Source organism: Salmonella sp. NW884, from assembly GCF_051700745.1.
GTDB classification, from domain to species: Bacteria; Pseudomonadota; Gammaproteobacteria; order Enterobacterales; family Enterobacteriaceae; genus Salmonella; species Salmonella enterica.
Genome location: NZ_JAMMDE010000001.1, coordinates 504,238 through 520,293 on the forward strand (window position 1 = coordinate 504,238; position 16,056 = coordinate 520,293).

At 43.9% G+C, this 16,056-nt stretch carries 19 protein-coding genes, 1 tRNA gene and 2 pseudogenes; 15 read left to right on the forward strand and 7 right to left on the reverse strand.

The annotated features are described in order from the left end of the window. Window positions 1-120: 120 nt before the first annotated feature. Together NA197_RS02575 and NA197_RS02580 are read right to left on the reverse strand one after the other, a co-directional pair. A complete protein-coding gene (locus tag NA197_RS02575; RefSeq protein ID WP_077909976.1) occupies window positions 121-348 on the reverse strand; it encodes a hypothetical protein in 228 nt (75 codons plus the stop codon). 199 nt (window positions 349-547) lie between these two features. Beyond that, on the reverse strand, window positions 548-673 hold the full coding sequence (locus tag NA197_RS02580) for a lipoprotein (protein WP_000758947.1): 126 nt from the start codon (window positions 671-673) through the stop codon (window positions 548-550). A gap of 377 nt (window positions 674-1,050) precedes the next feature. On the opposite strand from NA197_RS02580, the gene NA197_RS02585 reads away from it, so the two are divergent. Continuing rightward, window positions 1,051-1,395 (forward strand): c-type lysozyme inhibitor, encoded by a 345-nt coding sequence (locus tag NA197_RS02585; protein WP_064043265.1) that lies wholly within the window; start codon window positions 1,051-1,053, stop codon window positions 1,393-1,395. A gap of 752 nt (window positions 1,396-2,147) precedes the next feature. Here the strand turns inward: NA197_RS02585 and NA197_RS02590 are convergent. Both NA197_RS02590 and pagC read right to left on the reverse strand, forming a co-directional pair. Then, a tRNA-Arg gene (locus tag NA197_RS02590) sits at window positions 2,148-2,224 on the reverse strand. Between the two features lie 404 nt (window positions 2,225-2,628). Beyond that, window positions 2,629-3,186, reverse strand: coding sequence for a virulence membrane protein PagC (pagC, locus tag NA197_RS02595; RefSeq protein WP_048590760.1), 558 nt, complete (start codon window positions 3,184-3,186; stop codon window positions 2,629-2,631). Between the two features lie 806 nt (window positions 3,187-3,992). Here pagC and pagD point away from each other — a divergent pair. The 8 genes and pseudogenes from pagD to NA197_RS02635 form a co-directional block, all read left to right on the forward strand. Continuing rightward, the gene (gene pagD, locus NA197_RS02600) at window positions 3,993-4,256 is read left to right on the forward strand and encodes a virulence protein PagD (RefSeq protein WP_064043266.1); all 264 of its coding nucleotides are present in this window, start codon (window positions 3,993-3,995) and stop codon (window positions 4,254-4,256) included. 131 nt (window positions 4,257-4,387) lie between these two features. Beyond that, the gene (gene cspF, locus NA197_RS02605; protein ID WP_001537306.1) at window positions 4,388-4,600 is read left to right on the forward strand and encodes a cold shock-like protein CspF; all 213 of its coding nucleotides are present in this window, start codon (window positions 4,388-4,390) and stop codon (window positions 4,598-4,600) included. Window positions 4,601-5,016: 416 nt separating this feature from the next. Further along, the gene (locus NA197_RS02610; protein ID WP_011233071.1) at window positions 5,017-5,538 is read left to right on the forward strand and encodes an RICIN domain-containing protein; all 522 of its coding nucleotides are present in this window, start codon (window positions 5,017-5,019) and stop codon (window positions 5,536-5,538) included. A 190-nt stretch (window positions 5,539-5,728) separates the two neighbouring features. Next, window positions 5,729-5,968, forward strand: a complete 240-nt coding sequence (msgA, locus tag NA197_RS02615) for a virulence protein MsgA (protein WP_000497451.1) — start codon at window positions 5,729-5,731, stop codon at window positions 5,966-5,968. 488 nt (window positions 5,969-6,456) lie between these two features. Next, the gene (gene envF / locus NA197_RS02620) at window positions 6,457-7,245 is read left to right on the forward strand and encodes a putative envelope lipoprotein EnvF (protein WP_064043267.1); all 789 of its coding nucleotides are present in this window, start codon (window positions 6,457-6,459) and stop codon (window positions 7,243-7,245) included. Window positions 7,246-7,291: 46 nt separating this feature from the next. Then, entirely contained in the window at window positions 7,292-8,146 is an 855-nt protein-coding gene (locus NA197_RS02625; RefSeq protein ID WP_064043268.1) for a DUF1266 domain-containing protein, read from the forward strand. Between the two features lie 214 nt (window positions 8,147-8,360). Continuing rightward, complete coding sequence (locus tag NA197_RS02630; protein ID WP_000787625.1) at window positions 8,361-8,567, forward strand: hypothetical protein; 207 nt, start codon at window positions 8,361-8,363, stop codon at window positions 8,565-8,567. A 161-nt stretch (window positions 8,568-8,728) separates the two neighbouring features. Continuing rightward, window positions 8,729-8,830, forward strand: a pseudogene (locus NA197_RS02635) (tail fiber assembly protein); the annotation flags it as partial. Window positions 8,831-8,969: 139 nt separating this feature from the next. Here NA197_RS02635 and NA197_RS02640 read toward each other — a convergent pair. Next, on the reverse strand, window positions 8,970-9,194 hold the full coding sequence (locus NA197_RS02640) for a PagK family vesicle-borne virulence factor (protein ID WP_367301558.1): 225 nt from the start codon (window positions 9,192-9,194) through the stop codon (window positions 8,970-8,972). A 29-nt stretch (window positions 9,195-9,223) separates the two neighbouring features. Between NA197_RS02640 and NA197_RS02645 the strand changes: the two are divergent. Further along, a pseudogene (locus NA197_RS02645) lies at window positions 9,224-9,406 on the forward strand (hypothetical protein); the annotation flags it as partial. Between the two features lie 291 nt (window positions 9,407-9,697). Here the strand turns inward: NA197_RS02645 and sopF are convergent. Continuing rightward, window positions 9,698-10,822 carry a type III secretion system effector SopF gene (sopF, locus tag NA197_RS02650; protein ID WP_058115935.1) on the reverse strand — a complete coding sequence of 375 codons (1,125 nt, stop codon included), beginning with the start codon at window positions 10,820-10,822 and terminating at the stop codon, window positions 9,698-9,700. A gap of 457 nt (window positions 10,823-11,279) precedes the next feature. Then, a complete protein-coding gene (icd, locus tag NA197_RS02655) occupies window positions 11,280-12,530 on the reverse strand; it encodes an NADP-dependent isocitrate dehydrogenase (RefSeq protein WP_000444508.1) in 1,251 nt (416 codons plus the stop codon). A gap of 171 nt (window positions 12,531-12,701) precedes the next feature. Between icd and rluE the strand changes: the two genes are divergently transcribed. The 5 genes from rluE to hflD all read left to right on the forward strand — a co-directional run bounded on the left by rluE (window position 12,702) and on the right by hflD (window position 16,054). Continuing rightward, a complete protein-coding gene (gene rluE, locus NA197_RS02660) occupies window positions 12,702-13,367 on the forward strand; it encodes a 23S rRNA pseudouridine(2457) synthase RluE (RefSeq protein WP_023233928.1) in 666 nt (221 codons plus the stop codon). Beyond that, window positions 13,364-13,693, forward strand: coding sequence for a lysozyme inhibitor LprI family protein (locus tag NA197_RS02665; RefSeq protein WP_000825956.1), 330 nt, complete (start codon window positions 13,364-13,366; stop codon window positions 13,691-13,693). Before rluE ends, NA197_RS02665 begins: the two co-directional genes overlap by 4 nt. Window positions 13,694-13,704: 11 nt before the next feature. After that, a complete protein-coding gene (locus tag NA197_RS02670) occupies window positions 13,705-14,166 on the forward strand; it encodes an NUDIX hydrolase (protein ID WP_000476064.1) in 462 nt (153 codons plus the stop codon). Between the two features lie 53 nt (window positions 14,167-14,219). Next, a complete protein-coding gene (gene mnmA / locus NA197_RS02675) occupies window positions 14,220-15,326 on the forward strand; it encodes a tRNA 2-thiouridine(34) synthase MnmA (RefSeq protein WP_000004540.1) in 1,107 nt (368 codons plus the stop codon). 86 nt (window positions 15,327-15,412) lie between these two features. Next, window positions 15,413-16,054: a high frequency lysogenization protein HflD gene (gene hflD, locus NA197_RS02680; protein WP_001519653.1), complete on the forward strand. Its 642-nt coding sequence runs from the start codon at window positions 15,413-15,415 to the stop codon at window positions 16,052-16,054. The last annotated feature ends 2 nt before the right edge of the window (window positions 16,055-16,056 follow it).

Here is a 16,056-nt window from a genome sequence, read left to right on the forward strand (position 1 = left end):
AAAAAACATTTTCAAGTCTATAAAAGCCTTTTTTTAGTCACGAATTTAAGTAGTTAACGAAAAGTCTCATCCCGTTCATTGCCATTTCCGCTGTCCCTTCATCTTTACAATTTTTCTTCATCAGCAGAATTGATAATGATTATCAATTGCATTAGTGTATACAGGTTGGTTATGGCAGTGACCAACGCCCTTCTCCATTATCAAACCCAGCGCCGCCTTCGGGCGGCCTTTTGGGAGGAAATATGGTCGCCAAAAATAAAATTCACGGTCGTCGTATTCGTCAGTCTCTGCAACAGTTACATCATCGTTGTCTTTTTCAGCAACTGGCGGTAAGCCCACCAGGAACAAAATATGTTTCAGTCACCGCTGAAACAAAAAACTGGCTTATTCATCTTGTGACTTCAGAGGGCCGCTAGCACGCGGTAGTGACTGTCCATGTTGTCGCTAAAATTTTAATGAAATGACTTTTATACACCTACAATTTGCGCCCGGCTACTCCGGGCGCCATACCTGAAGATATGACACCCGTTGCCAACTGACAGGAGTTTTAGTTATCGTCTCCGGCGTAGAAAACTTCGATATCTTTATTAAACCATTTATCAATGTTGTGCCACATCAGACAACCGGTCAGAAAACTTGCGATCAATATCCCTCCTATAAGCCACTTTTTCACATATACTCCTGAATAACCCCTGTTGATGCCATTATCTGATCGATAATAAAAAGACCATCATTTGAAGAAATAGTTTCACTGACAGATACCGTATGAAACGAGACAGTGAACAGTACCGTTTTCTTCGGTTTTTATGCCATAGTATTGAGCAGTGGTGACAATCATTTTCTATCGCGCCATAATGATTTGCAGCCTATAGTTTATGATTTTAAGATTTGTCTACTCATCACATATATCAGTGATGGATAAATTATAATACGCTTTTCTGGCGCACTTTTCGTCAGTAAACAGGAATACTACAGCATTCATCGTATTGATGCCGCTTTATCTCCCGTTCTTCAGGGAATTAACGACAATTTTATGCACAAAGGATACTAATGATGAAACGTAAATTGATCCCATGTACCCTCTTTCTCGCTGCGCTTAGCGCCAGTACCACCTCTATAGCAGCTTCGCAGGAGATTTCTAAATCTATATACACCTGTAATGATAACCAGGTTATGGAGGTGATTTACGTCAACACCGAGGCTGGAAACGCCTATGCGATTATCAGTCAGGTAAACGAGATGATCCCGATGCGGTTAATGAAAATGGCCTCCGGAGCAAATTACGAAGCCATAGACAAAAATTATACTTATAAACTTTATACCAAAGGCAAAACGGCTGAACTGGTGGAAGGTGATGATAAACCTGTTCTCAGTAACTGTTCCTTAGCTAACTAACCTTCAGAAATGCCTGAAGGCTCATCAGGCATTTCCACTTCAACCTTCCTGTAACGTAACGTTAAAGAATATGTGAATCACTACCGTAGGATAATGGCTAATTAGTAACCACTTTTAAACATGGTTAATCCTATTTTTAAAGAAAAGTTCGAACTGTCTGAATTGTCGTTGTTGAGTGTTTAAATGTTTTGCTTTATTAAGTGACCCAGGTAGAATTCGCAGCGGCTGGTAACCATTCATATTCGCATTATTGAACGATCACCGGCCAACCGCGCCAGGGTCTTGCATACGCTCTGGCGCGGTTAAATCCCCAGGCCATAAACGAAATCACTGGTTTCTGTTATTGCTCGTATCTTTCAAGTTAACCTGCATTATGCTTGCCCACCTGATGTAAAAAAACAGCTCTGAACCATAGGGTGTGAATTTCATTTTATAAAAAATTGCGGTGCCGGGTGCCTCCCGGTGAACCATACCACAGTCAATATGGTTCGCGAGGAACATTAACTATTTGACTGGACGCCCCGCCGCAAAGGGGGATTCACCGCATAAGAAAAATCTACAACTCACAAGTAATAAAAGACAATAACATTTTTGTGCATTTTTTATAAATGACTATCTTGTCACGTAATAAATGAAATTATTCTGTAACAGGATTGCAAGACAATACTTATTCAAAACTGAAGTGGTCAGTGGGAGTCGAACCCACATCATCAGCCTGACACTGAGGTAATAACATTATACGATAACCACATTGGACCGCCACCGAGGCCTCGAACCTCGCACCATCAACTTAGGAGGTTGATGCTCTATCCAGCTGAGCTAGTGGCGGCTGGGGACTTCTGCCAGGCGCAAAAAAGGTGCTCTCCTGGATAAAATACATACCTTGCTACTTTTCAGTAGTCGTTCAACGGCAGGTACAATATGCGAAGGCGATCACAAAATCTTGATGACATTGTGATTAATTCCAGGAAAATTTTTCAGAGTGAATCCTGTGAGATCTGGCGTTATTTACACCAGATTTTCCTTCCTGCTTATCACCTACCTGAGCAACCTTGATTGCTTACCACAATCCTTTATCTGTGCTTATGCTGGTGAGATATTATGTACAGCGTCACTATGACGAAGAGAGTATGACGAAGAGAGAAAAGACAGGCAGGTACGTGTTACTGGTAAAGAAGCCCTGTTTTGTGACTGGCGGTGCGGAAGGCGAACCTTCCGCATAGCTTATGCTTTTCAGAAACGGTATCCAACTCCGACGTTGAAGCCGTTTATTTTTGTAGAGGAGATGTTGCTTCCTTCATACCCAACATCGACGACGATATTCTCCAGCGGATTCATCTGTACACCCGCGCCCCAGGCAAATCCCGTTTTCCTTGAGGAAATTTTGTTAGAAAAAGAATCGCCATCCTGAGTGGCATGTTCTTTAAATGTCGCCTTTACCGTGCCGACACCTGCCAGCGCGTATAACGAAAAATTGTCAGACAATCGATAGGCTGGCCCAACCATTAAAGAACCATATTTCACCTCAAACTTGTCATGGTAATGGATACCTTCAGACTCAATAGACCCGGAATCCTGGCTGTCTCCATATAAGTAACTTAGCGAGGAAATAAAACTTACCGGAGAGTCATCCTCATAACGGTATTTCACATTTACCCCTCGGATATTTTTGAAATCCTGAACTTTACTTTGTGCATACCCCACGGAAAAGGCGTTAGTATCGGCCTGTGCAACATTTACAACCAAAACGCTTGTAGTAATAACTAAAGTGGATAAAATAATATTTTTCATAACAACTCCTTAATACTACTTATTATTTACGGTGTGTTTAAACACCTGCAGTACCGATCCGGCATTCAGTTATCGCCACTATGCCGAATCGACAAAACCACGAATAATTCACCGCTATCGCTCCTGATGCGTTTACTTCCTGAAAGATATTTTTACTACCGAAGCGCTCTATCGCTCATTTAGGTAACCGGTTCTACAATGTCATCTAACTTTTATAGATTTGAATGCTAATTTTTCTCACGCATATATATTTAACAGAAACCATAAAGTGTTTAGCCACTACAGGACAACAAATAATCCATACAACCTTTTGATATTTAAAGCAAAAACCTCACAACCACATTAAGAAACCTGACGCCGATCGGCTAAAAACATGTCATTAAGCAAACTCACCATATAACCAGAACATATCGCATTGTGCTTCACAGTCCTCACGTGAAGCTTCAGCCACAATACCGTTATATGCCATCGCAGGCGCTGTAATCATATTCACGATGATGCTTAGCACGATTTATTCCCGCTCCGATTTAATCTTTTAATATGTCTATCAGTTACAACATTTCTTGTTATAAGAATAGAATCAACACCACAATACCAACATAAATATCACCTGTGTTGAGAGAGAATTTACATTCCAGAAAAATAATAACGGACGCAAATATTAAATGCTCGATAAAAAAGTCTATTTCGCTATAAAACCCATTATTATTAAGAGTGGTTAACTCTTCGTTGAATAAAAAATGCCAGTGACGTTCCATAATTCAGGAGATGAACTTCACAAGTTATTACATATAACAGGAGGTGCTATGAAATATCATGCTTTTATGCTTTGGTCATTACTTATTTTTTCATTCCATGTTTTGGCCAGTTCAGACCATTGTTCTGGTTTACAACAGGCATCATGGGAAATTTTTATCTACGATTTTGGTAGTAAAACCCCGCAACCACCTACAAATACCGATAAAAAGCAAGCCAGGCAGATTAGTTCACCATCCTGCCCGACGGCAAAACCCATGATGTCCGCACCAACCAACGACGCCAGGAAAGGGAATACTTTCTCCAGAACATAATGTTATTTATCTACAATGGTGCCGAACGACTACTTTTAGCCGTCCGGAAATCTTGATTGCCATCAAATATAGCTGGCATTATTTTTCCTGACGTGTATAGTGCGCCTCGTTATCCCCATTAAGGAATTTGTTTGTCTCGTAAAATGACAGGAATTGTCAAAACCTTTGATTGTAAGAGCGGTAAAGGTCTCATCACCCCCTCCGATGGACGCAAAGATGTTCAGGTCCACATTTCAGCATGTCGCCAACACGAAACAGAAGCGCTTATCCCCGGTATACGCGTTGAGTTTTGTCGTATTAATGGCCTCCGCGGACCTACCGCCGCCAACGTTTATCTTTCATAATTCGTCACTCTGCATTTTTTCAGAAAAATTTAGCGAGCCCGTATACCTCCGCAGTCTGCTATGAGGCTTTGCCTGAAAGGCTGCAGAATGTTTTCAGTGGCGAAAATCTAAAGGATTTATTTTGCTAATGACTCCTGTGACCTCTTTTATCATATATCGGGTGTCCCTCCCCTTTTCACTTTGTTTAACGTGAAGAAATGTACAGCCGTTTTTCACTGTGATAGCATCTAATATTGCAAAAGTATTTAACGCTATATACCCATCGTCACAGGAGTGGCAGACTGCGCGCGTTTAACCGAAGTATTTATGTGATTCTATCGGAATTATCTCTATTGCCGCTCAATGCTACGTCATATTCAGTGGGTATAAATCGCCAATATAGTTGTAACGCTATTTATTTTTAGGGTAATAATTGAATGACTTTGCTTTCAGGAAAAACCACACTGGTTCTTTGCCTCTCCTCTATTTTATGTGGATGTACGACGAACGGCTTACCCGCACCTTATAGTATTAATTTGTCGTTCCCGGTCATTACACAAAACCAAATCAATTCCGGTGGTTATTACATAAATGACGCGGAACAAATTCGGACAACTGATGGTCTGTGCCTTGATACAGGCTCAGATCAACAGAATCGTTTGACGCTGCGGGAGTGTAAACATGTGCAATCTCAGCTTTTCTCATTTCACCGAGATAGAATCACGCAGGGTGAGAAATGTCTGGATGCTGCAGGACAGGGGACGAAAGAAGGCACGCCAATCATTCTTTATTCATGCACGGGTAATGATAACCAGCGCTGGCTCACTGATGATAACAAAATTAAGGGGAAACAGAGCCGAAAATGCCTGGGCACAAATAGCATTATTGTCAGAAAAGGCGACCCTGTTGTGTTGGCCGATTGCGATTTTAGTCGCGCCCTGGAATTTACCATCAGGTAGCAGGACACCGCTGTGAAGAGAGAGCCGCTAACCTCATGACACGACAACAGGTTAGCGACCTTTACTTCCATATACGGTCAATTTCATTTACGTCCGCAACGTCAGGATGACAAAACGGCGGCTAAACCTTGACACCGGTTATATACCCAGCTTAAATACTGGTTATCCAACCAGTAAAAAGGAAATGGCGATGTTCGTCGAACTCGTTTATGACAAACGAAATGTTGAAGGTTTGCCAGGCGCACGCGAAATCATCCTCAATGAACTCACAAAACGCGTACATCAACTTTTTCCCGATGCGCAAGTGAAAGTTAAGCCAATGCAGGCGAACGCATTAAACAGTGACTGTACAAAAACCGAGAAAGAACGGCTGCACCGTATGCTGGAAGAGATGTTTGAAGAGGCTGATATGTGGCTGGTCGCCGAATAACGTCCCCTCCTGCGAAAGCGACATGTCCGATCGAAAACAGCGCCCTGAGGCGCTGTCTGTGACGATATAACGCAAACGCCACCACTCAGAACATGTCGTTGTTGATACCTCAGAGCGGTATGTGGAACCGACATTCATCGCTTCACTGGCCTGTCTGTATGAGTAGCCCTTATCAACAATCAGCTATGCGCATTCCAGCCTGAACTCTGAAAGTACGTTTGGTTTTTTTGTTTATTAAGAGCCTATCTCATTAGACTCTTTTATCCGCCAAACTGGCTTTAACGATTACGCCTACTGGGATAGGTTCTAAACTTATCATCAATACGTAAAATACCTATTTACAAACAAAAAGTAACAGGTGAAAATCCGAAATAAAACCAGCATAACTAAAACTTACTGCAGATATGCACACGCATTATTACTATGTTTCCAGGATAGTCTCGACCAGTCAAGGCATCTATTTTATATAAAAAAGGGAAATACTTCACATGAATAAGATACATGTTACATATAAAAATCTCTTACTTCCGATTACCTTCATCGCGGCAACTCTAATTAGCGCCTGTGATAACGATAAAGATGCCATGGCGGAAGCTGAAAAAAATCAAGAGAAATACATGCAAGAAATCCAGCAAAAAGAGCACCAGCAATCAATGTTCTTTTACGACAAAGCCGAAATGCAAAAAGCTATTGCCAATATCAACGCAAAAGGTGGAGCCAATCTTGCGATTATTGAAGTCCGTTTCTTCAAGAGCGGGTATTCATTCATTCGACAGAGCGTTAACACCCCTGCTAAAGTAGAGATGTTTAAATTTAACAACGGCTACTGGGGGGGGCCTTCGCCTGTCAACTTAACCATCTTTGGCACTATAACAGAGGAGCAAAAACAAGAAGCACTAAAAGAGGCTTTATTCAAATTCGACTCGATCAATTTCAGCATTATACCAGAGCGTATTCAGGAAACAATTAAACGCGCTAACGCCAGTGGCATCATTTCCGTTACGGAAGATAGCGATATCGTTGTACGAGCAGAGATAGCTCATAATGGCGAATTCGTCTATGACATTACCATCACTGCTAAAAATACAGCACGTGCGGTAATGACCTTAAATAAGGATGGTTCTATTGCCGGATATGAGATCAAAGAACCTTTCGACCCAAAAAAAGAAGCCGAAAAAGCACAGCAACTTGTTGAACAATCGAGAAAAGACATTGAAAGTCAGCGTAAAAAAGCAGCTGAAAAGATGAACGAAATACAGCAGACGTTTAAAAAATAGCAGGCGATACAAACATTGATAAAAATTTTACTAAGGAATAGCCTTCATGTTGATAAAAAAGTTTCGCCCATTTATTGCACTTATCCTTTTTTTGTTCATTCAATGGCAATTTAACGTTATTGAAAGTCAGATAACCATCTATGCAATAGTGGGAATTTTGGCATTATACTCTTTATTTGAGCTTGCCAAATATCTTATTATACTACACGGTAGAAAAGAAATTCCCGTATTTAATATCAGTAAATTATACAATTCAAATCCTATCTACCCATTAAATTCAGACAATGAAAAACGAGCGGCCTGCTCTGAATCACTATATTTAATCACTGAAACATCAAGTAAAAAAGAGGGGGTGACTTATACGAACTCGCTCGAACAACTTGATATGAGTAATGCTGAAATCATTAAAGATGAAAAACTATTTGTTGAAGCTTCATGGGAAATTAATGACGATAAATCACTGCGCAAGGTATTGCGAAAATTAATTGCCAATGCAAATTCTTGTTCAACCATTTACCTGGATGCAATTGAAAACAAAGATCAATACATCAAATATATACAAAGCTATGATTTATCATTCTCTGATATTGATAGCTGCCCGATAACCGGGTTCGATCTTGTCAGAGCATCCTGGCTAACGCGCATTAGTTTTTCGCTTGGATACATCGATGAGAACGAAACAAGAGAATATTTAAATACTATCGGCGGACTCATTCAGCAACAATTCTCATCATGGGAGCAACTCAGCGCTTCTTATCTTATCATGTATTTAGAGTGGAATGGCCGACTGGACGGTATTCTTGGCTCAGTAATAAAAGAATATAGCGCGAAAGAACGCGTGCAAGGTACTAAAGCACTGCTTGAAGACAGCGAATCGCCATTTCATTCTCTGACACTGTAATTTTTCGTGCTCAAAATGTTTATTTATTGAGCCTTTTGTGGATAAACAGGTGACGTTATGTGACGCCAGGAACCTGGTCCAGTGGGCGTACTTGTTGGAGCCAGTGTGAAGCCGGGCAGCGCGCAGAAACCGGAGCGTATACGTTGTACGTGAGAATTTCGAGCACTGCCCGACCTAAAAATGATGAATAAAATAGATATTTTAAAGAAATAATATGAAGAATTTTTTCAAAATAATTACTGATTTCATCGCGGATATTTCCCTTGACCTATTTGCTATATTTTTATGCATGTTATTCGTATACAAAACAGGACCATCAATTGGTGTGATATCATTTTTTATTGCATTAATTATTTATATCATTCTTCATTTTGTTTTTTACTCATTTCGTGAAAAAATCATAAAAAAAATATTCAAATAAGTATTTAAAATTATTGTTTTGAGGTACAAATTCAGCGCAATAAAACAGAGCAACTAAAAAACAAAAAATTAGGCGTAGCGAAGAGCAAGAGGACTGTCATGTACTGAACCGTGCGCTGGTCGGGAGAGCAATGTACGGGAAAGAGCGCAATACTGTCATTGATGGCAACAGATGATGAGCGACGAATGGAAAAATACAGGGTGTTGGTAAACCGTGTGGACATATCAAAACCTGACTGGCCTGATGTGCCTGTAAGCCAGTAATATGATGCTATGAAAAATCAGGCTGGCGTTAATAAAACACACCAGCCTGAAGTAATATTCAGTTCAGGATGAGCTGATGAAACATAATAGCTAGATGTACCCTCAATCCTGATATAGTTGATATAGTTTTCTGTAAAAATTAACAACCACAAACCAGACACCACCCCGGTGGCGTCACCTCACCTGCTGGATAATGGTCACACCAGCCTGGGCGAATAAATGCTTCGGGGCCTGACGGCCGGCCATCGAAGACGTGTTTTGTATTATCTGGTGGGGGTTTTGAATCACTGGCAGCCATCGCCGATGCCGAAAAGGCTGTAGCCGACAGCACCAGAAGCAATGGGAAAAATACACAATGTCTCATAATATCACCCGTAAATATTAAGATTATCCTTGCTGTTAACTTTCCTCATTTTCAGCATAACTCATGCTTCATCAGCATTGAATAAAAAATTAAGTTTGTTGAACGAAAATTTACTTAAATAAAAAATAATAAGCCTTAATATTTTTTGCAGTATTTCAACTTATAGCAGAATAAATATGCGTAGATGGCGTAAAAACCTGATGAGCAGGAATATCGATAGCCAGTAAATCACTCCTGTGGTAATACAGGACACCTGATGACTGTGAAGGTCGCTTCATCTGAAGCGCCGGTGAAGTCCAGCGATTTAAGTGAAAAGTAGCCAGCAGGCGCTTCTGCTGGTCCATATTCCTCTATTTTGCCAGGCCATACTGGAGCGCCACCCAGGTATCTGCCAGATTGATCCTAAGCTAATAAATATAAAAATATAGCAGCTACTGCCTACCTCAAGAAGTATGCGCTCATGCTCATTTAATGCTCTTTTAAAGAGCCTGATAACAAGCTTGTCAATATAATATTATGCAGTCTCTATTAAGCGCCAGGTTTATTTGTTTTGCATAATCATATAGTTGACTTTCCGAGTAAGAGTTTTCTTGCAAAGACAAATAAACGTGTTTGATATCTCTGAATAAACATACATCACCATGAATATGAGCTTCTATATAATTCCCTTCATAGCCTTTACCATAATTAGAATGAGCTAAAAATTTTTCGCCCTTAGCCATTTTAACCAAACTCTTAAAGCAATTATAACCAAAAAAATCATTTTGACAGGATGCAATCAGGTTCTCCATATGCCAAAATGTAGATAATTTACTCGTATCCAGACCAAATCTGTGGCCGTAGATATCAAAAGGTGAGAATGTACAGTTTGTTTTTACATTATCATTTAATTCAAAAAATGATTTCCCATAGGCGCTGGCACCTCCATTTTCACCGTTCAGAAAGTCCAGTGCAGCATAAATTGGTCTGCTTGTAGGGCTAAAAGTTCTACTGTTGGGAGTATATGCTACGGAAAAACCGCCTGTCTGACCATATGGGGCATAAGGTGAATCGGCAAGCTTCTCCAGTTCAAATGCTTTAGTTTCAACTGAATCACGTCCGACATTATAAGCGGGTAAATCGCCTGGTCTGCAACCTAATGCATAAGAGTTCAGATATTCTTTATTTTTTAAGAGAGAGACAAAGTCAATTTTTGCTGCATTAAAATTTATTGTCAGCCGGGCATTTTGTAAAATATCCACTATCTTATTTAGCAAGAGAGCGCAATCTATTTCGGCACCACACTCACGGCTTATCCGCCTGAGCGCTTTTTCTCTTATTATGTCAGCGTCGCGCTGACACCTGGAATGAATATGCGCAAGTACTTGTTTTCCAAAAAGGCGACCATACACCTTTTTACGCTCTTCATTGCTGAGACCGCAAAACACTTCGTCAAAAGAAAGCCTGTACGCTGCGCTTACAGAACCGCTCACCGCTCTGCTTTCTGGAAATGGCGGAACATCTTCAACAAAATTTTTAATTTGCTGAATGTCTGAAGATAGAGGAGTACGTCCGACATTTTTTTCCTTATCTGTTTCCAGATATTCCGGAACCTTCACACTTCCACTGTAGAAGATAGGTTTGAGCATATGTCTCCTGAATTTTTATGACTAATATAGCATTCACTGTCGCTGACGTATTCTTTACCAGGCTGATATTTCAACACCTCTTAACAGCCTTGTAGAAGTGCAAATAAAGACACTAATAATTTCATAAAATGCTTAATCTACCCACTATTGCAGGCAATAAATCATCACCTTTTATTGAAATAATCCCCTGATAATAACAATAAATCTGGTAAGGCACTTTCAAAAAATAGCCAAACCACACATCATAAAGAAAACCACCACAATCAAAATCGGTAACTATCAGCTTTCAGGGGGTCTCACGTTACCACGACGATTGGGGTAAAGAATGGATTACTATTGCGGTCTGAATTGAGGAAGTTTTGATAATTTTTTTTGCTAAAATTTTGATAACCGTTCGAAGACTAATAATAAAAACGGGGACGTTAAGTCCCCGTTTTTATTTTAACAATTATCGATATTACATATTCGCGATAATCGCGTCGCCAAACTCACTACATTTCAGCAGCTTAGCGCCTTCCATCAGGCGTTCAAAGTCATAGGTCACGGTCTTCGCGGCAATCGCGCCTTCCATACCTTTAACAATCAGATCCGCCGCTTCGAACCACTGCATGTGGCGCAGCATCATCTCCGCAGACAGAATAATGGAGCCTGGGTTGACTTTATCCTGGCCCGCATATTTCGGCGCAGTCCCGTGAGTCGCTTCAAACAACGCGCATTCGTCGCCGATATTCGCACCCGGTGCAATACCGATACCGCCAACCTGAGCCGCCAGGGCATCGGAAATATAGTCACCGTTCAGGTTCATACAGGCGATAACGTCGTATTCCGCCGGACGCAACAGGATCTGTTGCAGGAACGCATCGGCGATAACGTCTTTAACCACGATCTCTTTACCCGTGTTCGGGTTCTTAATTTTCAGCCACGGACCGCCGTCAATAAGCTCACCACCGAACTCGTCGCGCGCTAACTGGTAGCCCCAGTCTTTAAACGCGCCTTCGGTGAACTTCATGATATTGCCTTTATGTACCAGCGTAACGGAATCGCGATCGTTGGTAATAGCGTATTCAATCGCCGCGCGAACCAGACGTTTAGTGCCTTCTTCAGAACACGGTTTGATACCGATACCGCAGTGCTCCGGGAAGCGAATTTTCTTCACGCCCATCTCTTCGCGCAGGAACTTGATCACTTTCTCAGCGTCTGCAGAGTCAGCTTTCCATTCAATTCCGGCGTAGATGTCTTCAGAGTTTTCACGGAAGATGACCATATCGGTCAGCTCCGGATGTTTCACCGGACTTGGCGTGCCCTGATAGTAGCGAACGGGACGCAGACAAACGTACAGGTCAAGCTCCTGACGCAGGGCAACGTTCAGAGAGCGAATACCGCCGCCAACCGGCGTGGTCAACGGACCTTTAATCGCTACGCGGTAATCACGAATTAAATCAAGGGTTTCAGCGGGAAGCCAGACATCCTGGCCGTAAACCTGTGTGGATTTTTCTCCGGTGTAAATTTCCATCCAGGAAATTTTACGCTCGCCTTTATAGGCTTTCTCGACGGCGGCATCGACCACTTTAAGCATGGCTGGAGTGACATCAACACCGATACCATCGCCTTCAATAAACGGGATAATCGGATTCTCAGGAACGTTGAGTTTGCCGTTTTGCAGGGTGATCTTCTTACCTTCCACCGGAACAACTACTTTGCTTTCCATTCACCTCTCCTTCGAGCGCTTCTGGTTTGCTCGTCTGTCATCGCGCTGCATGTGCAATGGCGTCCTGCTGCACGACTGCGTTAGAGCAATTTTTTGTTAATGTTTTGTAATGAGCATGTCAATACTACCCTATTGTTTGCCGCCATGAAAGACACTCATTATTGCGCTATAATGCGGCAATTAATAAGTTCTGAAAACACCATGCAAAAAACTTCTTTTAGAAATCACTACGTTAAGCGATTCAGCTCACGACAAGCATCTAAATCACGGAAAGAAAACCAGCCAAAACGCGTGGTTTTGTTCAATAAACCTTACGATGTGTTGCCGCAGTTCACGGATGAAGCAGGTCGCCGCACGTTAAAAGATTTTATTCCTGTGCAAGGCGTTTATGCCGCAGGCCGCCTGGACCGCGACAGCGAAGGGCTTTTGGTGCTGACTAATGACGGCGCGCTGCAGGCGCGCCTCACGCAACCGGGCAAGCGCACCGGCAAGATTTACTATGTTCAGGTAGAAGGCATCCCGGATAATGCAGCGCTGCAGGCGCTTCGTACTGGCGTCACGCTCAACGATGGCCCTACCCTACCCGCCGGTATTGAGATTGTCGCGGAGCCTGACTGGCTGTGGCCGCGCACCCCGCCGATTCGCGAACGGAAGAATATTCCCACCAGTTGGCTAAAAGTCACCTTATATGAAGGCCGCAACCGCCAGGTAAGACGCATGACAGCGCATGTCGGTCATCCAACGCTACGATTAATTCGTTACAGCATGGGCGACTACACGCTCAACGGCCTCGATAATGGACAGTGGCGCGAGATCGTACAGGAGAAAGACAGATGAAACGGCTTCTCATTGCTTTTGCTTTATTAACACCGCTATCCGTCAATGCGGCCAGCTTCGACTGCCAGAAAGCGCAGGCTGCGGATGAAAAGGCTATCTGCGCGCACCTGACGCTGAATGATAAAGACGTGGAAATGCACACCAAATATCAGTTTCTAAAAGGGTTGTTCGCGATGGGCAGTCGCGGCGCGCTGCAGGACGCCCAGCAGAGCTGGCTTAAACAGCGTCAGCAGTGCAAGGCCGATGTCACCTGCCTGACAAAAGCTTATAACGAGCGTCTGAAACAGCTTGACGCGATCTATGACCACATTGATAAACCGCTTTAATAAGGATGCCTATGTTCAAGCCGCACGTGACCGTTGCCTGCATCGTACATGCCGAAGATAAATTTCTGGTGGTGGAAGAGACCATCAACGGTAAATCGTTATGGAATCAACCTGCCGGACACCTGGAGGCAGATGAAACGCTGGCGCAGGCCGCCGCGCGAGAACTGTGGGAAGAGACTGGCATCACGGCGCAACCACAGTATTTTATCCGTATGCATCAGTGGATTGCGCCGGATAAAACCCCGTTCCTGCGCTTTTTATTCGCTATCAAGCTTGATCATATTTGCGCGACCGCCCCCCATGACAATGACATCGATTGCTGCCGTTGGGTGAGCGCCGACGAGATTCTGAACGCACCGAATTTACGTTCTCCGCTGGTGGCTGAAAGCATTCGCAGTTATCAAACGGGACAACGTTACCCCTTATCCATAGTGGGCGAATTTAACTGGCCGTTTACAGAGGGTGTCAAGTAAAGGGCTGCGTGATAGAATACGCCGCCTTGAAGTTCAATGTCGCGAGTATTCCAATGTCAGAAAGCCCAAAAAAAGTGATCGTCGGCATGTCCGGCGGTGTCGATTCCTCCGTTTCCGCCTGGCTGTTGCAACAACAGGGTTATCAGGTAGAAGGCCTGTTCATGAAGAACTGGGAAGAGGACGATGGTGAGGAATACTGTACCGCGGCAGCCGATCTGGCTGACGCGCAGGCCGTGTGCGACAAACTTGGCATTGAACTGCATACCGTCAATTTTGCCGCAGAATATTGGGATAACGTCTTTGAACTGTTCCTTGAAGAGTACAAAGCGGGCCGTACGCCGAACCCGGATATTCTGTGCAATAAAGAGATCAAATTTAAAGCCTTCCTTGAATTTGCCGCAGAAGATTTAGGCGCCGACTATATCGCCACCGGTCACTACGTTCGCCGCGCGGATGTAAACGGCAAAAGCCGGTTGTTGCGCGGACTCGACGGTAACAAAGATCAGAGCTACTTCCTCTATACGCTTGGCCATGAGCAGATTGCGCAAAGTCTGTTCCCGGTTGGCGAGCTGGAAAAACCGCAGGTGCGTAAAATCGCCGAAGATCTGGGGCTGGTAACCGCCAAGAAAAAAGATTCTACCGGTATCTGCTTTATCGGCGAGCGCAAATTCCGCGACTTTTTAGGGCGCTATCTGCCTGCGCAGCCGGGGAAAATCATTACCGTTGACGGCGATGAAATCGGCGAGCATCAGGGTCTGATGTATCATACGCTCGGTCAGCGTAAAGGGCTGGGGATTGGCGGCACCAAAGACGGTAGCGAAGACCCCTGGTATGTGGTGGATAAAGACGTTGAAAACAATGTGTTAATTGTCGCCCAGGGGCATGAGCACCCACGTCTGATGTCGGTAGGCCTCATCGCCCAGCAGCTACATTGGGTCGATCGCGAACCGTTCACCGGCACTCTGCGCTGTACGGTAAAAACCCGCTACCGCCAGACCGATATTCCGTGCACGATTAACGCGCTGGATGACGATCGTATCGAGGTCATTTTTGACGAGCCGGTTGCCGCCGTTACGCCGGGCCAGTCCGCTGTCTTTTACAGCGGCGAAGTCTGCCTGGGTGGCGGCATTATCGAGCAGCGACTGCCGCTGACGGTCTGATTATTCAATACACAACACCATTCAAGTCGCCTCAAAGTGGCTTAAAAGATGAAGTGTATTTTATTTGATACAAGGAAGCAGTGATTGTGGCAAAGAATTATTATGACATCACCCTCGCGCTGTCTGGCATTTGCCAGTCGGCACGCCTGGTGCAACAACTGGCGCACCAGGGGCACTGTGATGCCGACGCGTTGCACGTTTCACTCAACAGTGTCATTGATATGAATCCCAGTTCTACTCTGGGCGTGTTCGGCGGCAGCGAAGCTAACCTGCGTCTTGGTCTGGAAACACTGCTCGGCGTGCTGAATGCCAGCAGCCGACAAGGACTTAACGCCGAACTGACGCGTTATACGCTTAGCCTGATGGTGCTGGAGCGCAAGCTGTCATCCGCCAAAGGCGCATTGAATACGTTAGGCGATCGCATTAACGGCCTGCAGCGCCAGCTTGATCATTTTGATTTACAGTCAGACACGTTAATGAGCGCCATGGCGGGCATCTACGTGGATGTGATTAGCCCATTGGGCCCGCGCATTCAGGTGACGGGCTCCCCGGCCGTTCTGCAAAGTCCGCAGGTGCAGGCCAAAGTCCGCGCCTCGCTACTGGCAGGCATCCGTGCAGCCGTGCTCTGGCATCAGGTAGGCGGTGGTCGCCTACAGCTTATGTTTTCTCGTCATCGCCTGACGACTCAGGCAAAACAAATTCTTGCTCATTTAACCCCGGAGTTATGATC

Bases quoted from the DNA above. Each gene is read 5' to 3' on its own strand.
- NA197_RS02585 (WP_064043265.1), top strand. From the start codon at position 1,051: ATGATGAAACGTAAATTGATCCCATGTACCCTCTTTCTCGCTGCGCTT.
- pagC (WP_048590760.1), bottom strand. From the start codon at position 3,186: ATGAAAAATATTATTTTATCCACTTTAGTTATTACTACAAGCGTTTTG.
- pagD (WP_064043266.1), top strand. From the start codon at position 3,993: ATGAAATATCATGCTTTTATGCTTTGGTCATTACTTATTTTTTCATTC.
- NA197_RS02610 (WP_011233071.1), top strand. From the start codon at position 5,017: ATGACTTTGCTTTCAGGAAAAACCACACTGGTTCTTTGCCTCTCCTCT.
- msgA (WP_000497451.1), top strand. From the start codon at position 5,729: ATGTTCGTCGAACTCGTTTATGACAAACGAAATGTTGAAGGTTTGCCA.
- envF (WP_064043267.1), top strand. From the start codon at position 6,457: ATGAATAAGATACATGTTACATATAAAAATCTCTTACTTCCGATTACC.
- NA197_RS02625 (WP_064043268.1), top strand. From the start codon at position 7,292: ATGTTGATAAAAAAGTTTCGCCCATTTATTGCACTTATCCTTTTTTTG.
- NA197_RS02630 (WP_000787625.1), top strand. From the start codon at position 8,361: ATGAAGAATTTTTTCAAAATAATTACTGATTTCATCGCGGATATTTCC.
- NA197_RS02640 (WP_367301558.1), bottom strand. From the start codon at position 9,194: ATGAGACATTGTGTATTTTTCCCATTGCTTCTGGTGCTGTCGGCTACA.
- sopF (WP_058115935.1), bottom strand. From the start codon at position 10,822: ATGCTCAAACCTATCTTCTACAGTGGAAGTGTGAAGGTTCCGGAATAT.
- icd (WP_000444508.1), bottom strand. From the start codon at position 12,530: ATGGAAAGCAAAGTAGTTGTTCCGGTGGAAGGTAAGAAGATCACCCTG.
- rluE (WP_023233928.1), top strand. From the start codon at position 12,702: ATGCGGCAATTAATAAGTTCTGAAAACACCATGCAAAAAACTTCTTTT.
- NA197_RS02665 (WP_000825956.1), top strand. From the start codon at position 13,364: ATGAAACGGCTTCTCATTGCTTTTGCTTTATTAACACCGCTATCCGTC.
- NA197_RS02670 (WP_000476064.1), top strand. From the start codon at position 13,705: ATGTTCAAGCCGCACGTGACCGTTGCCTGCATCGTACATGCCGAAGAT.
- mnmA (WP_000004540.1), top strand. From the start codon at position 14,220: ATGTCAGAAAGCCCAAAAAAAGTGATCGTCGGCATGTCCGGCGGTGTC.